The organism is Vibrio sp. F13, assembly GCF_020806305.2.
Lineage (GTDB): Bacteria > Pseudomonadota > Gammaproteobacteria > Enterobacterales > Vibrionaceae > Vibrio > Vibrio crassostreae_C.
The window spans coordinates 604735-623052 of sequence record NZ_CP170176.1 but is presented as its reverse complement, the minus strand read 5'-3'; the positions used below and the strand labels follow the sequence as shown (position 1 = coordinate 623052).

Below are 18318 nucleotides of genomic sequence, written 5' to 3'. Positions count from 1 at the left end.
GCAACGATGCAGCTTTATATTGGAAACCAGAACTACTCAACTTGGTCACTGCGCGCATGGCTAATATTCGACAACTACAACCTGAATGCAGAAGTCATCAAGCTCAAGCTGTTCACCTCTGATTTTTACGACACTCTGGCGAAAGTGACGCCAACGGCCAAGGTTCCAACCCTAGTTGATGGTAATGTTGCGGTGTGGGATTCATTGGCGATTCTCGAATACGTTAACGATGCCTATTTGGACGGTGCAGCGTGGCCTAGCTCAGTGAAAGAACGCGCCCATGCCCGAGCAATTTCCGCCGAGATGCACTCTGGGTTCTTTGCCGTCAGAAATGAAATGCCAATGAACTGCCGCGCACAACGAAAGCTCACACTGAGTGAAGACGCACTGAAAGACATCGCTCGTATTGATGCAATATGGTCTGCACAAATGGAACAATACCCAGAGGGATGGTTATTTGGTGAATGGTCGATTGCCGATGCGATGTTTGCACCCGTCGCATTGCGCGTAGAAACCTATGGAATACAACTTTCCGAAAAGGCATCGCAGTATCAACAACGTGTGCTTAACAGTCCATCGATACAAAAATGGCTGGCAGAGGCAAGCTTAGAAACCGATGTGGTTGAAGAAGATGAGGCGGGCAAGCCAGTATAAAATACAAGACACCCTTCCAAAGCTCACTAGTCTGTGAGCTTTTATCTAAACCTTATTAATTTGGTCGATTGTGATCGCCTAATCACAATGTGCAGATGTGATTGTTTATATTCAAATAAATTCAAATAGTTAAGATAAACATCATGTTACGAGCAACGATCGCATTACTCAGTATTACTAGCTTCGCCGTATCTGCCAACGCCCATCTTCCTTCTGGAGAAGAGTGGCTCAACCATGCGACTGAAGGGCTTGCACCTTATTGGTTAATGCCTAGCGCTCAAGGAGAACCGGTAGGAAACTTCCCTACTTTCCGCTGTGATGACGGTACCTTGCTCGATGTTTCTGATGTGTGCCATGAACTAAACAAAGGCTGGATCACGCCACACTTTGGCAAAGAGTTTACGCGGATGAAGTCACGTCAAACTTATGCCTATGGCGTGCTCTACCACCTTAGTGGCGATAAGCAGGCTTTAGCGCTTGCCAAGCAAGGAGCCTACTACATCATTGATCAGCTAGAAGATAAGCAAAACGGCGGCTTTATCGGCTACACAAAAGAGGGAAAAGTAGGCCAAAATTGGCAGCAGCGTACTTCTCAAGATCAAGCGTATGCATTAGTTGGCCTTGCCATGTACTACTACCTGACTCAAGACAAAAAGGTAGAAGAAGCACTCATCGCACAACAAGCTTTTATCTTTGATAAATATCGACTTAGCGACAACAGCGGTCTTGCTTGGGTACTTGCGGATGGTGAAGATGGCAAAGCCACACAGCGTGAACTGGTCGCGCAACTTGATCAGATTAACGGTTACATGCTGTTAGTCGCTCCCCTGCTAAAAGAGCCCACCAAGACAAGATGGCTTGATGATCTAAGTTGGCTGACACAAACCATGGTCGAGCACTACCACTCTGAAGATGAACAACGCTTCTACGGGGCCATTCACAGCAAAGCCGCCAAGATGCCGAATGCTAATCACAACGATTTTGGGCACACCATCAAAGCGTATTGGATGACTTACCTTACAGGCCAAACATTGAATAACTCTGAATGGAAAGAGTTTGGCATCAAAGGGATGAAACACACTCTCGTTCATGCGCAATATCAGAAAAATTTCGTGAGTGTATCCCAATATTATGGCGAAGAACTTCAGAAAGCGTGGAAAGGACAAGAGATAACTGGCTGGCAAAGCAGACCAAACACAAATTGGGCGTCATCATGGGAGTGGGCGGAGCTTGATCAAGCAGCCATGACGGTTTCGCTTGTCGATGGTTCAATGAAAGACGTCCTGCAATACACCCTACCGACCTTTCATGATGTATGGGTCGACCACAAATACGGCGGTGTCGGGCTTGACCCAAAACGCACCAAAGCTTTCCATTGGGGCAACGGTTATCACCAGTTTGAACATGCGCTGATTGGCTATTTGTTCGCTCAGCAAGTTGACGCGAAGCCAGCAGTATTGCATTACGCAAGGCCGACCAACAGCGAGGTGCCAATGGAACCGTATTACTATCAAGGCGATGTGGTGGAGCTATTGAATAAAGATGACGGAACGCAGAAGGTCAGTTTCAATAACATTCGACCTTAGCGTTGGTTGTTTGTTCTAAATGGACTTGAGATTCAGGGCTACGGGGAATGGACAAGGTCAAAGAGTTAGCACAATAGTGATGTCGCAGACCAAACAAAAGCCGCTGTTGATCAGCGGCTTTCTTGATGGAGATAAGCGGAGGTTAGTTGTCCAACCCTTTAATTGGGTTCATCGAGTGATAAACGGTGTTCACGTCACCAGTCATCGACAATGAACTCAAGTCATCAATGAAGAAACGGCTGGTCATTGTGTGCTTACCGCCATTGATAAAGATTTCGATCACTGACTTATCAACATAAACCTCGATGGTTTGCTTGGTGCTCAACCTCGGTGCTTTTCTCACTGAGCCAAACTCTTCCGCGTAGAGCTGAGACATCTTACTGCGATCAAGCATGAACTCCTTTTCTGTAGCACTGAACACGATGTTATCACCCGCAACGTTAGCAAGTGTAAACTCAAACTCGTCAGTATCAGTTTCGAGCTCAACCATGAAGCTGGTTGTATCCAATTCAAGAGCATTTTCAACCACCACAGCTTCACCCTGTAGCGCTTTCAATTCAGGTAAAGCAGACTGAACAAGATAGCCATCTTGGATTTGAAGTTCGCGTGGTAACGACAACATGCCCGCCCACTGATACTCATTAGATGGTGTATTAATCTCAGGCAGACCAATCCAAGCAATCAGAATACGGCGGCCTGTATCATCTAAATAAGTCTGTGGTGCATAGAAATCGAAGCCATAATCTGGTTGCGCAATATCTTGGTGGTTTTCCAGTTCTACCGAATCGAGATTTAGGCGGTCACCGACGATATAAGCCACCGAGTAGATATTTTTGAAATCGTATGGATTTTCGCTAGACACACCTTGTGGAGAAAACAGCATCACCGACTGATTCTCTATTTCAAAGAAATCTGGGCATTCCCACATATAGCCAAGGTTGTTGTAACGAGTTTGAATTGGACCTTTGTGCTGCCAATTCATCAGGTCTCGGCTGCAATATAGCGCCATAGAGCCAGTATTTTGAGGCGTTTGAGCACCCACAACCATCAGATAATCGCCGCCCTGTTTCCACACTTTTGGGTCTCGGAAATGTTCGGTGTAGTGATCGTTTTCGATAACCACGCCGTGCTTTTCTATTTTGCCGTCAGCAGACATCTTGGCAAAACATTGAGTTGGCACTCGCAACCAATTTCCATCGCGCTTGTTACCTGTAAAAAACAACAATGCATTGTCGTTTTCAACCAATGCACCACCAGAGTAAACACCGTGAGAGTCGTAATCTTGGTCTGGGTGCAAGCCAATGCCGTGGTCTTCGAAATGAACGAAGTCTTTGGTAGAAAGGTGGTACCAGTACTTCATACCATGGACGGGGCCAACTGGCGTCCATTGGTAAAATAGGTGGTGTTCACCATTAAAGAAACACAGACCATTCGGATCATTAAGCAGACCAAACTTAGGCGCAATATGGTAGCTTGGATAGCCAGAGTCTTGTTTGCGAAGCTCTACCATCGCATCAATACTCTCTAGAGAAATATCTTCTATACGGCGATATCTTTGCTCTACTGTCCAGTTCGAGTTCAAACTCATACACTCTCCTCTACGGCATTCGTATTTGAAGAGTCTTTTTGAATAAACTGAGTAAGAGCTTCTTGCGTTGGAAGTGCGGTCATTGCGCCTTTTTGCGTGGTCGCCAGTGCACCACACCCATTCGCCCACTGAATTGCAGAATCGACGACTTGTTGATTGTTCCACTCATCATCTTGAGAAAGCTTTGCAAGCAAACCGCCAACAAAAGCATCGCCTGCACCCGTGGTATCCACTGGCGTCACTGAGCGACCTGAAATCAACACACCTTGGTTTTCAAATACTCGCCAAACGCCTTTCGCGCCCTGCGTAACCAGAACAAGCGTGTTGTTAAGATCTGCAATGTTAGCCAAACCTTGTTCCATCGAAGTTGAATCGGTTAAGAAATCCAGTTCTTCTTCAGAGAATTTAACCACATCCGCCAACTCAACCGCTTTCATGACAACAGATTTTATTTCAGATGGGTTGTGCCACACTTCATCGCGAAGGTTTGGATCGAAACTGATGTACCCGCCTGCGGCTTTCATGCGTCGAATGGCTTCAAAGGTACTGCTTCGGCTTGGTTCATTAGCCAAAGAGATTGAGCAGACGTGTAGCCACTCGTTTTTCTTAAATTCGGGAATGTCTTCAACAGACATAAACTGGTCGGCACTTGGCTTAACCATAAACGTAAAACTGCGCTCGCCTTGGTCATCAAGATCAACCACCACGGTTGATGTACGTTGTTCAGGGTCCTTCACCAAACGCTCGGTATTCACACCTTCCTTTTGCAGAGTCACTTCCATAAAAGTGCCAAACGGATCGTTACCCACTCGGCCGAAAAAGGCGCTTTTGCCTAAAAGGCGAGAAATCGCAACCGCGACATTGGCAGGAGCACCACCCGGACATTTCAATAATGTCGCGTCAGTCTCCGGAATGAGGTCGACGACGGCGTCTCCAGTTACCCAAACTTGATTCATCTTTCTTACCTTAAAACTGAAAATCATGACAACCGAAAGCAGTAGCAACCAAAAGCAAGGTGACACTTCACGCTATCATGTAAAAATATAAAAAGGCTAGCTAAGCTAAATCACCTAGCTAGCACCCCAAAGCTTAGGAAATGAAAAGGGGGCTTCACTTCTAGGGATAAACGTTAAGCTGTTGCTTTAATGTTTTGCTTACTGCTCTCACGCAGACCTAAAACAACGGTCAGCGCAAAGGCAGTCACGAACGCGATAATCATACCTACCACGTAGTAGCCAATTTTTTCTGGCGATATTGAGATGATGCCAGGAATACCCGCCGCACCCAGTGCTTGTGCTTTCACATTGAACATGGTGATAAATGCGCTTGAAACCGCAGCAGCACAAACCGCAGCAATGAATGGATAGCGAAGCTTCAAGTTCACACCGAACATTGCAGGTTCAGTAATACCAAGCAAGCCAGTCACACCAGAAGGAATCGCGATACCTTTCATTTTCTTATCTTTACTCATGAAACCAACCGCCAGTGCCGCTGCACCTTGTGACACGTTAGACATCGCCGCGATAGGGAAGATGAACGTACCGCCAGTCGTTGCGATATCCGCAAGCAGCTGAGTTTCAATAGCAATAAAGCTATGGTGCATACCAGTAATAACAAACGGCGCATAAATCAAACCAAACACCGCACCGCCAATGAAGCCAGCACTGTTGTATAACCAATTTAGGCCGTCACCAAGCAGGAAGCCGATATCACGAGTCAATGGACCAACAACGGTGAATGTGAGTAAGCCTGTCACAAAGATAGCCAGTAGCGGCGTTAGCAAGTTATCCAGAACTGAAGGCACGACTTTACGCAGGCCAAGTTCAATTTTCGCGAGAATAAACGCAGAAACGAGAACTGGCAGTACAGAACCTTGATAGCCAACCTTCTCTATCTCGAAACCTAGAATGTTCCAAACCGGAATATTGCCTGCCACCGATGCGCCACCGAAGCCCCAACCGTTAAGAAGGTCTGGGTGAACCATCAACATACCTAAAGCTGCGCCAAGGTATGGGTTACCACCAAATTTCTTGCTCGCTGAGAATGCTAATAAAATAGGTAAGTACACAAAAGGTGCATTAGCAAATGTGTTGATCATGTTTGCTAGGTCGGTCAAACCCGGGTTAGCGTCAATTAAAGATTTGCCATCAATGAACAAACCTTGAGCCGTCAATAGGTTGTAGATACCCATCAACAAACCACCAGCTACAATCGCAGGAATAATTGGTACAAAAATATCAGACAGGCCTTTAACCGCGCGCTGTATGATGTTTTGGTTTTCAGCCCCTGCAGACGCCACATCGTTAGTCGACATCTCTGTCATCTCAGTCAGCTTTGCCATCTCAGCATAAACTTGATTGACGATGCCTGAACCAAAGATGATTTGATATTGACCGGCTACTTTAAACTGGCCCTTGACCCCTTCTAGGTTATCAATCGCCTGTTCATCAATTTTATCTTGGTCTGCGACAGCAAGACGCAGACGAGTCGCGCAGTGTGCGAGTGCGGTGATATTACTTTTACCACCTAATAGAGAAAGCAGCTCTTTTGCTATTTTTGGATAATTCATTACATACCCCATTGGATTATCATTTGAGCTTTTGAATTTTCGGGAACGTTTGCAAAACAAATTTTTGCCTAGAAATAACAAATGATCAAAGATAACTGCTCAATAATGTGAGAATGATCTTCAAATTATCTCCCTAGGATAAGAAGACAGGGTTAAAATCCCCTAATAACAGGTAAATTTGATGCTCTGTTTGCAAACAATCCCAAAACTAAAATTACAATTGGATAATGAATAATGGCTAGTCTTCATGATGTCGCTCGTCTCGCTGGAGTTTCCAAGTCGACGGTTTCAAGAGTAATCAATGATGAGTATGGCGTAAAAGACGCGACCAAGGTGAAGGTGCGTAAAGCGGTTGAAGAGTGTGGCTATCTCCCAAACCAAGTCGCTAAAGACTTAAAGTCCCAAAAAACCAACCTGGTTGGCGTGATTGTTCCTAGGGTTTCTTCCCATGCCACCTCTCAGGGTGTCGATGGTTTAACCGCCGTCTTAGAGCAAGCGGGCAAGCATGTATTATTAGCGAGCACACACCAAACACACCATAAAGAACTTGAATATATTCAGATATTTAACCAGAAGCGTGTTGAAGGCATCATCCTGTACGCGACCCACCTCGACAACCAATTAGTCAAAGCGATTCAAAGCTCTGCCGTACCCGTGGTATTGGTTGGTCAAGACGGGTCAATGTTTAACATCCCAAGCATTGTGCACGACGACACTCGCGTAGGGTTTGAAGCGGGTAATCGCCTCATAGCGAAAGCTTGTAAGCATATGGGATTCATCGGTGTGCAAGGTGATGATATTGCGGTTGATAAGATGAGATCGGAAGGCTTCGCTCAATCGCTTCAATTTAACGACCTCACACTGCAATTTCACGCCCGTGGCGACTTCACCATAGAATCAGGTTACCAACTGGCGAAGCAGTATCTCAAGGAGCACACCAAGCTCGACGGCCTATTCTGCGCCACTGACCGTATCGCAATCGGTGCGATCAGAGCCATTCAGGAAGCAGGGCTCGTTCCAGGAAAGGATATATTGGTGCTCGGTGTAGGTGACGATGAGCTCGCTTCAGTATGCACACCAACGCTGTCTACGTTTAACTATGCGTTTGATAAAGCGGGAGAAAATGGAGCCAAGCTGCTACTCGACCGTATTGAGAAAAAAGGCTTTGAAATGAGCAAGATGGTGTTGACCTTCACCACTATTGACCGAGAGTCTTGCTAGCGATTTATTTCAGAGATCAGGTTATCCCAAGATAAAAAATGCCAACCTTCGAGTTGAAACGATAAGGTTGGCATTTGCTGATGCGACTATCACATCATGAGTAACACTCTCTATCTAAACGATATATCAAGCAATTAGAACCAAGTTTCCATCTGCAGTGCAAACAGAACCTCGCCGCCCTCTCCCATCGTTGCAGCATCTGCTTCAGTGCTGATCGAGTAACCATTTAGGTCTTCACTCCAATCCACATAGCTCACAGCGAAACGCAGTTCTGGTCGGTCAAAGAAACCAGTGCTAGTTGAAAGCTTGAGTGTTGGTGCAACTGTCGCTTTGTAGAAACCGCCGCTCGCTTGCTCTGTCGAGTTGTCTAAATCCATGTATTGCAATGAACCTTCGTAAACCATCTCAAAGTTCTCTGTGAACTCTTGAGCTAATCGAACGTTTAAAGAAGCCCATGTGAACTCGTCATTCTTCTTCAAACGGTCTTGGCTATGCTCTGCCATTAATGCAGGTGCTAAGCGCCAGTTGTCGCCAATGCGAGTGACACCGTAGCTAAACAGGCGAACGGCTTTCGCGTCATCCAGTAGATCACCATTTGAACCGATGCCTTTTAGCTCTGCACCTAGGCCACTACCCACTAACATACCCGTTTTAGAGAAGCCTTCGCTCAGACCAAAGAAGTTGTCTCCATGGTACGCAAACATTGCGTGTACACCGCTTTCAGCTGCGCCATTTAGGCGGCTATCGTTGTCTGCTGAGGTCATACCGCTCAACATCACTTGCCATTGGCCAATACGGTTATTCATGGTTGCAATGTAGTTTTCTACATCTGTTGACGAGCTATCAATCTCACCAAAATCTCGGCCATAAATAGAGAAATTCGCTTTCCAGTTGTCGCTCATCTGAACGTCATAAACGCCCGCACCAGTACCTGATAAGAAGACAATATCCGAATCGAAAAAGTGAATATCAAAGTTGTCGCGATCGAATCGTTTACCCGCCCAAAACGTTGCTTCAGAAAACGCTTCAGATTCAGAGAACATGCTCAGACGGTTCAGTTCTGAATACACTTGTCGCACATTCAACTGGCTTTCGCTGGCAGTCCACTCGTTATTTGTCTCAGTACTGTCGGCCAACATGATGCGAAACAAAGCACTAGAGCCATCGTCTGCAAATCGCTTATGAATCAAGTTCGCTTCAACGTAATGATCATCTTCAACACCAAGACGTCCAATTGGAGCTCCAATGGCACCCGCCGCTGTCATGTAAGGACCAGTACCTGTCGCGCCGTTTAGGTCGTCGTTGATCAATAACCCAGAGCGAGCATAGCCGTGAAACTCAAACGAAGAAGCCTTTTCATTGGCCTCGGTAGAGACCTGCTCTGTTTGTGCAACCCTTTGTTCTAATTCATTAATACGTTGCTCTAATGCTGCAACGTCTTCACTTGCTAATACCGATGTAGTCATTAGCCCCATTGTTACAGCAACCGCTAAAATGTGTCGTTTCATTCTGATGTTCTCACGTTAATTGTTTTGGATTATTTGCAAACGTTCCCAAAACAATTCGTAAGCACATTTCGGCTTATACTTTTGATGTATAAGCTCTATATCGAAGAAGAAATAGAAATCAGTCGTGTTGATTACTTCACTTTTGTATCTGAGTGGATGATAGATCGATAATTTCGGGAACGTTACCGAAAATGCATAATTCTGATAACTTTGTCACAAGTGAAATTGATTAATGGGCGAAAAATAGTGTATCGCGCACATTGAAGCCTTTATCAAGGTCGTCGATAAGCTAGAGTCAGTTATGAACAAAGCGTGATGAAACACACAATAACCACCACCTTTAACTGATGAATAACTCGATTATCGAAGGTGAACACGGTTTTGTTCGATCTAATAAATGACGATCGAATCATAAAAGGGAAGTTAGAAATGACTCCAGATACTTATGAAAGCTTCCAATAAAAAAGCCAAGTTGAACCTTAGTGATCAACTTGGCTTTAAATGGCTCAATGAATGCTTTCTAGCGCGTTGTAACGTCACAAAAGTAGAGATTATTTAATTGGATAATGTCGCTTTAAAAACGCAATCACATGCGGTACATACTTATCGGTATCAAAAATTGGAGCACTATGACCAACACCCTCCTCGATAAACAGCTGATTCTCAATGCCGTACTTGTCCAAAGCATGTTTGAGGATCTGGCTTTGCGCTAAAGGCACTCGCTTATCCAGTGTTCCATGGAACTGAATGTAAGGCGGAGCATCACTGTTTATATAACTGGTCGTTGAAGCTTGTGCCGCTAGCTCTGGTACTTCACTCGGGATATCACCTAAAAAGCGTGACACCGACGACTTTTTACTGGTTGGTCTGTTCCCTTTATTACCTAGTTCCAGCAGGTCCGTCGGGCCAAAAAAGCTTACAACTCCAGCCACTCGATACTTAGGTTCTGAGTAAAAGCTAATGTCACCGTACGTATTACTTGCGCCGACCAATCCCGCTAAATGACCACCAGCTGAACGCCCCATCATAACCACGTTATCGGCGGCAAGATTGTACTTGTTAGCATGGTCATGAAGATAGTTAATAGCATCATTAATATCCGCGACTGGTTTTGGAAAAGTTGCTTCGCCACTTAAACGATAATCGACCGCAGCCAACGCATAACCTTCATCCAAAACAGAATTAAGCAACAACGGGTTTTTAGTCGGAATATCGTCTTTAGTGCCACGCTTCCACGCACCGCCATGTACCCAAACGAGCAACGGATATTTTCCATCAACCTTTGCTTCTGTTTTGGGAAGGTAGAGATCAAGCTTGATCTCTCGTGCTTCTACCGTCTTAAACAAGATGTCCTTTTCTACTGTGTATACCGCATTAGCATTAGCATTAGCATTAGCATTAGCATTAGCATTAGCAGCCGATAATCCAACAAATGAAAGCATCAGTAATTTTGTTATCTTTTTCATTATGAACCTCTTATCTAGAATGACGCTTCTGCTGCTAACCAGTAACGACGACCATCTTCAACGTAGCCAAACTCTTCGTAATCGGTTTGTTCATCAAATAGGTTGTAGATACCAGCCATCACCTTAAGGTTCTTTTGCACATACCAGTTGGCACCTAAGTCAACATAAGTAATTGATGGCGCTTCGTATTGTGTTTTTGAACTACTCGTTGTCGGTTCTGACTCTTTGCCACGGTATGTCACTCGTATCCAAGATTGGACATCATCACGTACTTGCCAATCTGCATTTACGGTAGCTAAATGCTCAGGAATTTGCGTTAGTGGCTTACCCTCATCTTCACCGGACTGCTTCTCAGTATGTGTATAGGTATACGTCGAACCGACAGAAATCGCCTCGGTAATGCCTTTATTTATCGTGTATTCAGCACCGTAAGTAATCGCGTCTTCAATGTTCACGTAGGTAGAATCACAACCACGTCGGCCACAGTTAGTGCTCAGCTCTTTCTTGTCGATCTTGTCTTTAAAGTCACTGTAGAACACGGTGAAGTTCGAGCTTAAATCGGCATCGCCAACAAAGTACACGCCCATTTCACTGTTCACTGACGTCTCGGCTTTTAGATCAGGATTACCGTAAACCGAGCAGTCGCCACCACAACTTTCTTGCGCCCAACCCGCTTCCATCTCAGTTAAGCCTGGTGCTCGATAACCCGTTGAAACACCGCCTTTCACTGTCCAATATGAGTCGACACTCCACACACCATAAACGCGAGGGCTCAGATGAGACTCGAACACGTCATTTTGATCAAATCTGAGGCCAGTTGTTAGAGCAAAAGAATCGGTGATGTACCATTCATCTTCCGCAAACAGTGACCATTGGTTATTTTTGAAGACATGATCTTCTGCAGAATCTGTCAGCTCCTGACGTGTATAGTTGAAGCCGATAGTTAGGTAGTGCGCCTCAAGCACAGGCATAGACCATTGTGAGTTCAGAGTCAGGTTTTCCACTTCCATTTCTCCGCCTTCATTCTCAACCGTTTCATTGTTGATGTATGAAGTGCCCGAGCCCCAGTCGTAGTTGCCTGAGTGAGATAGGCCCAATGATTGACGATTGTTCACACGCTCAGAATCTGTGGTTTTCGATTTTCCATCCGTCGTCACTCGTTCTTGATCGTGATAGGTGTAATCAAACGAGAAAGTATCGTCATCCGTAGGCGTCAAGTGTAGTGCGCCACGGTAACTCTCTAATGTTTTGCCTCCGTATCCGTAAAGAATCTCATCTTCCTTACGCTCTTGATATAAACCAGAGAAAGAAGCACTCAACAAGCCATCAATAAGAGGGCCCGCTAGATGCACTTGGCTTTGATATGAATTGCCCGAGTCTGAGTTCTCTTGCAGTGTTGTTTCACCACGTACGCTGCCATACCACTCTTGATAATCTTTACGAGTGATAATGTTGATCACACCGCCAATCGCGTCTGAACCGTAAAGCGTCGACATTGGGCCACGCACGACTTCAACTCGCTCAATCGCGCTTAGAGGTGGTAGCCAATCTTGCTCAAAGCCACCACTGCTGTTTTGTTGTGTTTCACGGCCAGACTGCTTGCGTCCATCGACCAAAATCGCCGTGTATTCTGCAGGCATACCACGTATTGAAATGTCTTGGCTCGAACCACCACCTGTCACTATCACACCAGGTACATCACGCAGCGCGTCTGTCAGATCTTTATACGATCGGTTTTCCAGCTGCTCACGAGTAATCACGCTGATCGACGCTGGCGCTTCAGTGACAACCTGCTCATAACCAGCTGCTGTCACAACCATGGTTTCCATAGTCGTCGCTTCAATGGTCAAAGCTTCGGTATCAACTTGATTTACTTGTTCGTTAGCAAAGCCCATCACAGGGAATACAAAACACGCAGCAGCTATAGACTTAGAAAGGGGGGAACGAGTAAACGTTTGAATAGTGTTCATCTTGGCTCTACTTAAATTGAGATTGCATTTAATAATTATTCTCAATTAGAGCGGCGTAAATCATTCGCTTCAAGCATAATGCTATCGCCAAAATAGAATATCGCTATCCGCCAGACGGATAGTTACCTTCATCTTATGCTTGATATGAAACTGATGATGTTGCGAATAACGGCTCTCAAATCACTCAGACTTCGGTGCTTACTTAACTAGAAGTCACTCTCTTTTAAGAGTACGTATCTTTGCCTACATAGAGGTCTTTGAATATTTCACGTACCCATTCACACATCGGGTCATCATGAAATCGCTTGTGCCAGTACAAATAAACTTCTTGAAAGCTCAAGTGGAGTTCTTCTGGGACTTCTCTGGTGATCAGGCGGGGATCATGACACGCTGCTTCTGCAAAAGGTGTTGGAAGGTGAAAGATGATGTCGGTTTCAGCAGCAATACTTGGCGCCGAGCTGAAGTTACTCAACTGCACAGGTGCAGACAGGCGCTGCTTTTTATTGGCTAAACCGAGTTCTTGGTATTTGTGTTCGAAAGAGAGCCTTTTCTCACCTTGTAGAGAGACTTGGCCAAAATCATATTCCGCCAGCTTTTGTGGGGTCAGAGTTTCATTCGCCAATGGGTGCTCTCGGCTCATCAACAAACGGAACGTGCGCTTCGCCACTGTCATACGATAGATATTTTGCTCAGCAGAAGGTGGCTGATGCGAAGATAAGGCAAAGTGCACATCACCTGCGACCAAGGCTTCGAAATGACGCTTGGGCGCAGAATCTAAACTCACGATCATGTTCGGCGATTCTTTGCGGATCTTAGCGATCACCTTGGGCATTAAGGTATTAATTTGAGGCAGTAAGCCATAAAATTTCACAGTACTATCAACCTTGCTTGGGTCAAACGACTGCTTATGAACCAACTTTTCCAGGTTAGTAATAACGGTGTTGATATCGTTTTTAATCGACTCTGCTTTTGGGGTCAGCTCATAGCCATACTTCTTACGTACCAGCAGCTCATCATCAAAGAAGGTACGCATTTTTTGTAGCGTACGACTTACCGAAGACTGGCTCATGTTCAGAGACATTGCGGTATTAGAGACGTGTTTTTCTTCGAGTAAATGCTTAAGAACGAAAAGAAGATTCAGGTCAATCTGGGAGAGGTTCATGAGTGCGTCACCAAAATAATGAGGGCATCGTTGAGACAATACGCCGCGCTCAAACCACGGCAATGCATATCAATGATTGGGGTTCAAGATACCGAGTTAACGGCTCTGCGAGCATGATTTAAAGTTCAATAGAAAAACGACTAAATCAAAAAATAGAAATAGAGATCGCTACTTTCTCTTACCCTGCTCCACCAACTTTTCATTCCATGCCGTATTGCCGTCACGCTTAGAGACATCGTACTCCGCACAGAACTGAGATATGGTCATATTGTTATCGCCAGTGGCAAGCTTGAGAGCCAACTGAACTTGTTGAAGCTTGCTTTGCAGTCGCAAGATTTGACCAGCATTTGGGCTTTTCTCTTTGGCGTATTTTAAAGCCGCATGCTTACGTTCTGCCGCGCCCGCTCGGCGATCTGCTTCTGATAACAGATACTTGAGTTGAGCAACACTCTTGCCTTTCTTGAAGGCAGGATCAAGCAACTCAACGCATTCATCAAACGATGGATCGATAACGTATGGGTCAACTTTATGAGCTTGTTGGCGCATCCATTCGAGTGCGAGTTTTTCATCTGACATAATTACATCTTTACCAAAGAAACAGCCCTATATGGTATCGCTCAATAGCAAACCGCTGCAATAACAAATTGAGTGACTTTACGCCTTTTTACACTGTGCCGATTGACTAATTTAACAATCACAGCTCCAATAGTTGGCTTTAACGCATCACAAACAGCTCTTCGTGGTAGTGCTTTTCAATATCAAATTGATAGGTGTCTAATTCTTTTTTCAGTGATGTAGAGAACAACTCCGGCCCGCAGAAATACATCTCGTACTCGTTGAGGTCGCCACATTGATTGACAATTCTTCCGGCGTTTAGCCGCGGTGAGTGCAAGGTATCTATCACGGTCAACTTCACACCAACCGCGTGTGCTAGGTGCCACAACTCATCGATTAATTGCTTATCAACACCGCGAGTACAATAAAACAGTTGAATACGAGGATGATCTCGTTCTGTTTTGAGCGCTTCAAGTGTTGCAAAAAACGACGCTATTCCGACACCACCAGCAATCCAAATTTGTGGCTTGTTTAGGTCAAACTCAAGTCGACCATAAGGCCCTTCCACCGTAACCGCATCGCCCGCATTAACTCGTTCATAAAGACCATTCGTAAAATCACCCAACTCTTTAATCAAGAAACGCAGTTCTGAATCTTCGCTTCCCGAAACAATGGTAAACGGGTGCGGGTCTTCATTACCGAAGCGTAAGTAAGCAAACTGCCCTGCTTTGTGTCCTCGCCATGATGTACTTGGCTTTAGCACTAACTCCATCACTTCAGCTTTGGGAAAGTAGCGAGTGGAAACGACAGAAGCAGAATGACGATTACGACGCCCAACCAAGCCCAACAAACTGTAAATCGCTGCGATAGACCCAGCCAAAGCAAATGCCACAGTTAGATAATAAATAGGTTCTCCCCAATACGCTCGTTTAAGCAGGATTACTGAGTGGAAAGCGATAAACAGGTACGCAACCGACATCAGACGGTGCGACAATTTAAACGGTTTGTACTTCACTGCCGCCCATAGTGACGCCACCAGTAAAATGAGCAACAAGTAGAAGCCCCACTCGCCAATACTCTGAGCAATACCGCGTAATTCATTGACCCATAACTCCCATCCAGTCAAAACAGCTTGCGGCCCTGAACCATCGTGTCGAACAGGCTTATCTAACACACCAGACACCACCAATGACTTAGGTATTTGGTACCACAACCAGTGTGTCACACCCAGTGCAACACCACCGATACCGAGCCATTTATGGACTCGATATGCTTTATCCATACCTTTCAGCCAATTCTCAACCATAGGCAAACGCATCGCCAAGATCATTGTGATGGACATTAACACCAGAGACAAAATACCTGAGTACTGAATCATGGCTGAGCGCCATTCAAAGACATCGCTTGAAGCGAATAATTGCGGTTCCATCGCAAACCAAAAGGCTGACATTGTGGCAATCATTGCCCAAAGGATATTGCGGACTGTTTTCATTTGTTAACACTCATAAAGACGACATCATTACTTTAGCTCCTGTGATGTAAAGGGACGTCAACGTACGTAAATCTATGCAAAGGATCTCGTTCATTGTGCTGTAGCAGAGATAAAAGAGACAAACTGCCCACGGCCAATAAGCGCTCTTTGATCGATAAAAGCGGATTCTTCGTACATATAAGTCCGTTAGTGAGCATGCTCGAAGATAACAATAAATGAGAAGAAGAGAAGATATGAAGGACATGACCCTTTCTAAACAAGATATCCAAACAATGGACCCGCGCCACCGCATTCGTTTGGTTAACTCCCTATCTGGATTTAAAAGCGCCAACCTAATTGGTACTTGTGATAAACAGGGGCTTGAAAACCTTGCGATAGTGAGCTCTGTCATTCACCTAGGGTCTGATCCCGCGCTGCTTGGTTTTATTGTTCGCCCAGATAAAAGCCGACGTCATACGCTAGAAAACATCCTAGAAACTAAGTACTTCACCGTTAACAGCATTGGTGCTGACTTTGTTAAAAAGGCCCATCAAACCTCGGCTCGCTACCCTAAACCAGTCTCAGAATTCAACGCGGTCGGCTTAACGGCCTATTATGACGACACATTCCCCGCTCCCTTCGTCTTGGAGAGCAGTTTAAAGATAGGGTTAGCGTTCAAAGAACAGATAACAATCGAAAGCAATCAAACGCAAATGTTGATCGGTGAAGTTATAACGATTCACGCACCCAAACGCGCCGTGATGCCGGATGGCTACCTTGATTTAGAAGCGTTGGATTTGGTCACGGTATCAGGGCTTGATAGCTACCACGTAACTCAAAGACTGCACCGATTAAGCTATGCAAAACCACAACAGCCACTCTTTCCACTCACTCGTGAAGGTAACCCAACTTCATGGGAAGCTTTCGAACTCAATCTAAACTAATTTTGTTCGGCAATTTGCTATCAAAAGTGCTAACGTCCTTTAATTCCAAGAGATGCATCTCACACAGGCGCATCTCACTGAGCACACTATTCATTCTTACGTCTGTTTCCAAGGACCCTTTTGAAGTTAACTCACTTTAAATACAAAACGCGCGAAGGCCCAGACTACCGACATGGCGATCAGGTGTCATTCATGGACATCAAACAAACCTTCGGTATGGGCAGCATTCGTGTGGGTGCTTGGGTGACGAAAGAAGAAAAAGAGTTGGCCGCAAATCTAATATTCGATTCGCTAGCCGACTTGGCTTACATCTTGGCTTTGCCACCAGAAGCGATTGGCCTTCGCGGCACATTAGGCTTAGCGTTCGGCAGTGGCGGCAGAAAAGGCGTACAAGCACACTATGCCCCGAACCAACGAGAATTAGCCCTCGCGAAGAATGCCGGAGCTGGCGCGCTCGCTCACGAGTTTTGGCATGCATTTGACCACTATATCGCTGAGAAAGCGTTTGAAATCGGCGATACCTCTGGCCCTCGCAAGCAGATCCTGTTCGCCAGCGACTGTTGGTTGCACGATAGAACAGTGCGACCTCATCCATTAAACGAAAGTTTGATGTCTCTGTTTGATGCCACACTGCTTAGCGACAATAACTTGGACAAACACGATTATGTGGCTCGCAGTGTGATTGCCGACAAAGCGATGTCTGCCCGTTACTTCTCACTACCCACAGAGATGATGGCGCGCGCTTTTGAATCCGTGATTGAATCGTGTTCCGATATCAAGAACGCTTATCTAGTGGATGGCACAACCAAGCCTGATATGTACCCCGTGTATCCTGATATGGCGCACCGAGAACAGATATACCAAGCCCTGCAAGGTTACTTCGCACCATTAGGCCGATCTTTGAGTAAATAGCATTTTGAGTCAGTAACTCTCTGCATATTTACAATGAATGACATGTACCATAAGTTGATCATGTGTAACCTCTGATATAACATGTACAACAAGCGGAACATGTAGAATAGTTAATTCATGAATGATTAACTATTCTGTGTATATAGAAAGATTAAACATATCCAAAAACAACAGGGTAAATAAGTGATGAATATTGTTTCTTTTACTGAGGCCAGAAATAGCCTTAAGTCTGTGCTCGATAGAGTGGTAGACGATTCTGATGTTACGGTAATAACCAGACGAGATTCAGAAGATGCAGTGGTCATGTCTCTTGATCATTTTAATTCAATGCAAGAAACCTTGTACCTAATGAGCTCGCCTAAAAACGCTGAAAGATTGGCTGAATCTATTGCTCAACTCGAAGCCGGAAATACAACCGTTCGAGAATTGAATAATGACGAATGATCGAAAGATTGTATTTACAGATAATGCTTGGGAAGATTACCTATACTGGCAAACCCAAGACAAGAAAACGCTCAAGAAACTAAATAAGTTGATTGAAGCCGCCAAAAGAACGCCCTTTGAAGGGATTGGAAAGCCGGAGCCACTAGTCGGCAACCTGTCTAGCTTTTGGTCAAGACGAATCGATGACAAGAATCGATTAGTGTATAAAGCAGATGACGATAACTTTTATATAATTGCTTGTCGTCACCACTATTAAAAGCAGTAAGCA

General features: G+C 45.1%; 16 protein-coding genes. 7 read left to right on the top strand and 9 right to left on the bottom strand.

Features of this window, described 5'->3' with window-relative positions:
- Positions 1-6: 6 nt before the first annotated feature.
- Positions 7-654: a glutathione S-transferase family protein gene (locus tag LMH68_RS17740; RefSeq protein WP_017069761.1), complete on the top strand. Its 648-nt coding sequence runs from the start codon at positions 7-9 to the stop codon at positions 652-654.
- 143 nt (positions 655-797) lie between these two features.
- The gene (locus LMH68_RS17735) at positions 798-2240 is read left to right on the top strand and encodes an N-acylglucosamine 2-epimerase (RefSeq protein WP_229647943.1); all 1443 of its coding nucleotides are present in this window, start codon (positions 798-800) and stop codon (positions 2238-2240) included.
- Positions 2241-2382: 142 nt separating this feature from the next.
- Here LMH68_RS17735 and LMH68_RS17730 read toward each other — a convergent pair whose 3' ends face one another.
- The 3 genes from LMH68_RS17730 to LMH68_RS17720 all read right to left on the bottom strand — a co-directional run bounded on the left by LMH68_RS17730 (position 2383) and on the right by LMH68_RS17720 (position 6397).
- On the bottom strand, positions 2383-3828 hold the full coding sequence (locus LMH68_RS17730; RefSeq protein ID WP_017069759.1) for a sucrose-6-phosphate hydrolase: 1446 nt from the start codon (positions 3826-3828) through the stop codon (positions 2383-2385).
- On the bottom strand, positions 3825-4784 hold the full coding sequence (locus tag LMH68_RS17725; RefSeq protein ID WP_229647942.1) for an aminoimidazole riboside kinase: 960 nt from the start codon (positions 4782-4784) through the stop codon (positions 3825-3827). The genes LMH68_RS17730 and LMH68_RS17725 overlap by 4 nt, the downstream gene beginning before the upstream one ends.
- 173 nt (positions 4785-4957) lie before the next feature.
- On the bottom strand, positions 4958-6397 hold the full coding sequence (locus LMH68_RS17720; protein WP_229647941.1) for a sucrose-specific PTS transporter subunit IIBC: 1440 nt from the start codon (positions 6395-6397) through the stop codon (positions 4958-4960).
- Positions 6398-6631: 234 nt separating this feature from the next.
- Between LMH68_RS17720 and LMH68_RS17715 the strand changes: the two genes are divergently transcribed.
- Positions 6632-7618 carry a LacI family DNA-binding transcriptional regulator gene (locus tag LMH68_RS17715; RefSeq protein WP_229647940.1) on the top strand — a complete coding sequence of 329 codons (987 nt, stop codon included), beginning with the start codon at positions 6632-6634 and terminating at the stop codon, positions 7616-7618.
- A 134-nt stretch (positions 7619-7752) separates the two neighbouring features.
- On the opposite strand, the gene LMH68_RS17710 is transcribed toward LMH68_RS17715, so the two are convergent.
- The 6 genes from LMH68_RS17710 to LMH68_RS17685 all read right to left on the bottom strand — a co-directional run bounded on the left by LMH68_RS17710 (position 7753) and on the right by LMH68_RS17685 (position 15771).
- Positions 7753-9126 (bottom strand): carbohydrate porin, encoded by a 1374-nt coding sequence (locus tag LMH68_RS17710; protein ID WP_102320859.1) that lies wholly within the window; start codon positions 9124-9126, stop codon positions 7753-7755.
- A 551-nt stretch (positions 9127-9677) separates the two neighbouring features.
- The gene (locus tag LMH68_RS17705; protein WP_229647939.1) at positions 9678-10592 is read right to left on the bottom strand and encodes an alpha/beta hydrolase; all 915 of its coding nucleotides are present in this window, start codon (positions 10590-10592) and stop codon (positions 9678-9680) included.
- Positions 10593-10606: 14 nt separating this feature from the next.
- Positions 10607-12487 carry a TonB-dependent receptor domain-containing protein gene (locus LMH68_RS17700; RefSeq protein WP_372127458.1) on the bottom strand — a complete coding sequence of 627 codons (1881 nt, stop codon included), beginning with the start codon at positions 12485-12487 and terminating at the stop codon, positions 10607-10609.
- Positions 12488-12785: 298 nt separating this feature from the next.
- Positions 12786-13724, bottom strand: a complete 939-nt coding sequence (locus LMH68_RS17695) for a LysR family transcriptional regulator (RefSeq protein ID WP_229647937.1) — start codon at positions 13722-13724, stop codon at positions 12786-12788.
- A 168-nt stretch (positions 13725-13892) separates the two neighbouring features.
- Positions 13893-14300, bottom strand: a complete 408-nt coding sequence (locus tag LMH68_RS17690; protein ID WP_017054885.1) for a hypothetical protein — start codon at positions 14298-14300, stop codon at positions 13893-13895.
- 139 nt (positions 14301-14439) lie between these two features.
- Positions 14440-15771, bottom strand: coding sequence for a ferric reductase-like transmembrane domain-containing protein (locus tag LMH68_RS17685; protein WP_229647936.1), 1332 nt, complete (start codon positions 15769-15771; stop codon positions 14440-14442).
- A 233-nt stretch (positions 15772-16004) separates the two neighbouring features.
- Between LMH68_RS17685 and LMH68_RS17680 the strand changes: the two genes are divergently transcribed.
- From LMH68_RS17680 to LMH68_RS17665, 4 genes are all read left to right on the top strand, one after another.
- Entirely contained in the window at positions 16005-16694 is a 690-nt protein-coding gene (locus LMH68_RS17680; protein WP_017061618.1) for a flavin reductase family protein, read from the top strand.
- Positions 16695-16814: 120 nt separating this feature from the next.
- Positions 16815-17606 (top strand): CLCA_X family protein, encoded by a 792-nt coding sequence (locus tag LMH68_RS17675; RefSeq protein WP_017061617.1) that lies wholly within the window; start codon positions 16815-16817, stop codon positions 17604-17606.
- A gap of 186 nt (positions 17607-17792) precedes the next feature.
- A complete protein-coding gene (locus LMH68_RS17670; protein ID WP_017061616.1) occupies positions 17793-18050 on the top strand; it encodes a type II toxin-antitoxin system Phd/YefM family antitoxin in 258 nt (85 codons plus the stop codon).
- Positions 18040-18306: a Txe/YoeB family addiction module toxin gene (locus LMH68_RS17665; RefSeq protein WP_017061615.1), complete on the top strand. Its 267-nt coding sequence runs from the start codon at positions 18040-18042 to the stop codon at positions 18304-18306. Before LMH68_RS17670 ends, LMH68_RS17665 begins: the two co-directional genes overlap by 11 nt.
- The last annotated feature ends 12 nt before the right edge of the window (positions 18307-18318 follow it).

What these genes read in the sequence shown, in the direction of transcription:
- LMH68_RS17720 (WP_229647941.1), bottom strand. Translation starts at nt 6,397, where the DNA reads ATGAATTATCCAAAAATAGCAAAAGAGCTGCTTTCTCTATTAGGTGGT.
- LMH68_RS17740 (WP_017069761.1), top strand. Translation starts at nt 7, where the DNA reads ATGCAGCTTTATATTGGAAACCAGAACTACTCAACTTGGTCACTGCGC.
- LMH68_RS17695 (WP_229647937.1), bottom strand. Translation starts at nt 13,724, where the DNA reads ATGAACCTCTCCCAGATTGACCTGAATCTTCTTTTCGTTCTTAAGCAT.
- LMH68_RS17715 (WP_229647940.1), top strand. Translation starts at nt 6,632, where the DNA reads ATGGCTAGTCTTCATGATGTCGCTCGTCTCGCTGGAGTTTCCAAGTCG.
- LMH68_RS17665 (WP_017061615.1), top strand. Translation starts at nt 18,040, where the DNA reads ATGACGAATGATCGAAAGATTGTATTTACAGATAATGCTTGGGAAGAT.
- LMH68_RS17730 (WP_017069759.1), bottom strand. Translation starts at nt 3,828, where the DNA reads ATGAGTTTGAACTCGAACTGGACAGTAGAGCAAAGATATCGCCGTATA.
- LMH68_RS17685 (WP_229647936.1), bottom strand. Translation starts at nt 15,771, where the DNA reads ATGAAAACAGTCCGCAATATCCTTTGGGCAATGATTGCCACAATGTCA.
- LMH68_RS17700 (WP_372127458.1), bottom strand. Translation starts at nt 12,487, where the DNA reads ATGGGCTTTGCTAACGAACAAGTAAATCAAGTTGATACCGAAGCTTTG.
- LMH68_RS17735 (WP_229647943.1), top strand. Translation starts at nt 798, where the DNA reads ATGTTACGAGCAACGATCGCATTACTCAGTATTACTAGCTTCGCCGTA.
- LMH68_RS17670 (WP_017061616.1), top strand. Translation starts at nt 17,793, where the DNA reads ATGAATATTGTTTCTTTTACTGAGGCCAGAAATAGCCTTAAGTCTGTG.
- LMH68_RS17690 (WP_017054885.1), bottom strand. Translation starts at nt 14,300, where the DNA reads ATGTCAGATGAAAAACTCGCACTCGAATGGATGCGCCAACAAGCTCAT.
- LMH68_RS17710 (WP_102320859.1), bottom strand. Translation starts at nt 9,126, where the DNA reads ATGAAACGACACATTTTAGCGGTTGCTGTAACAATGGGGCTAATGACT.
- LMH68_RS17680 (WP_017061618.1), top strand. Translation starts at nt 16,005, where the DNA reads ATGAAGGACATGACCCTTTCTAAACAAGATATCCAAACAATGGACCCG.
- LMH68_RS17705 (WP_229647939.1), bottom strand. Translation starts at nt 10,592, where the DNA reads ATGAAAAAGATAACAAAATTACTGATGCTTTCATTTGTTGGATTATCG.
- LMH68_RS17725 (WP_229647942.1), bottom strand. Translation starts at nt 4,784, where the DNA reads ATGAATCAAGTTTGGGTAACTGGAGACGCCGTCGTCGACCTCATTCCG.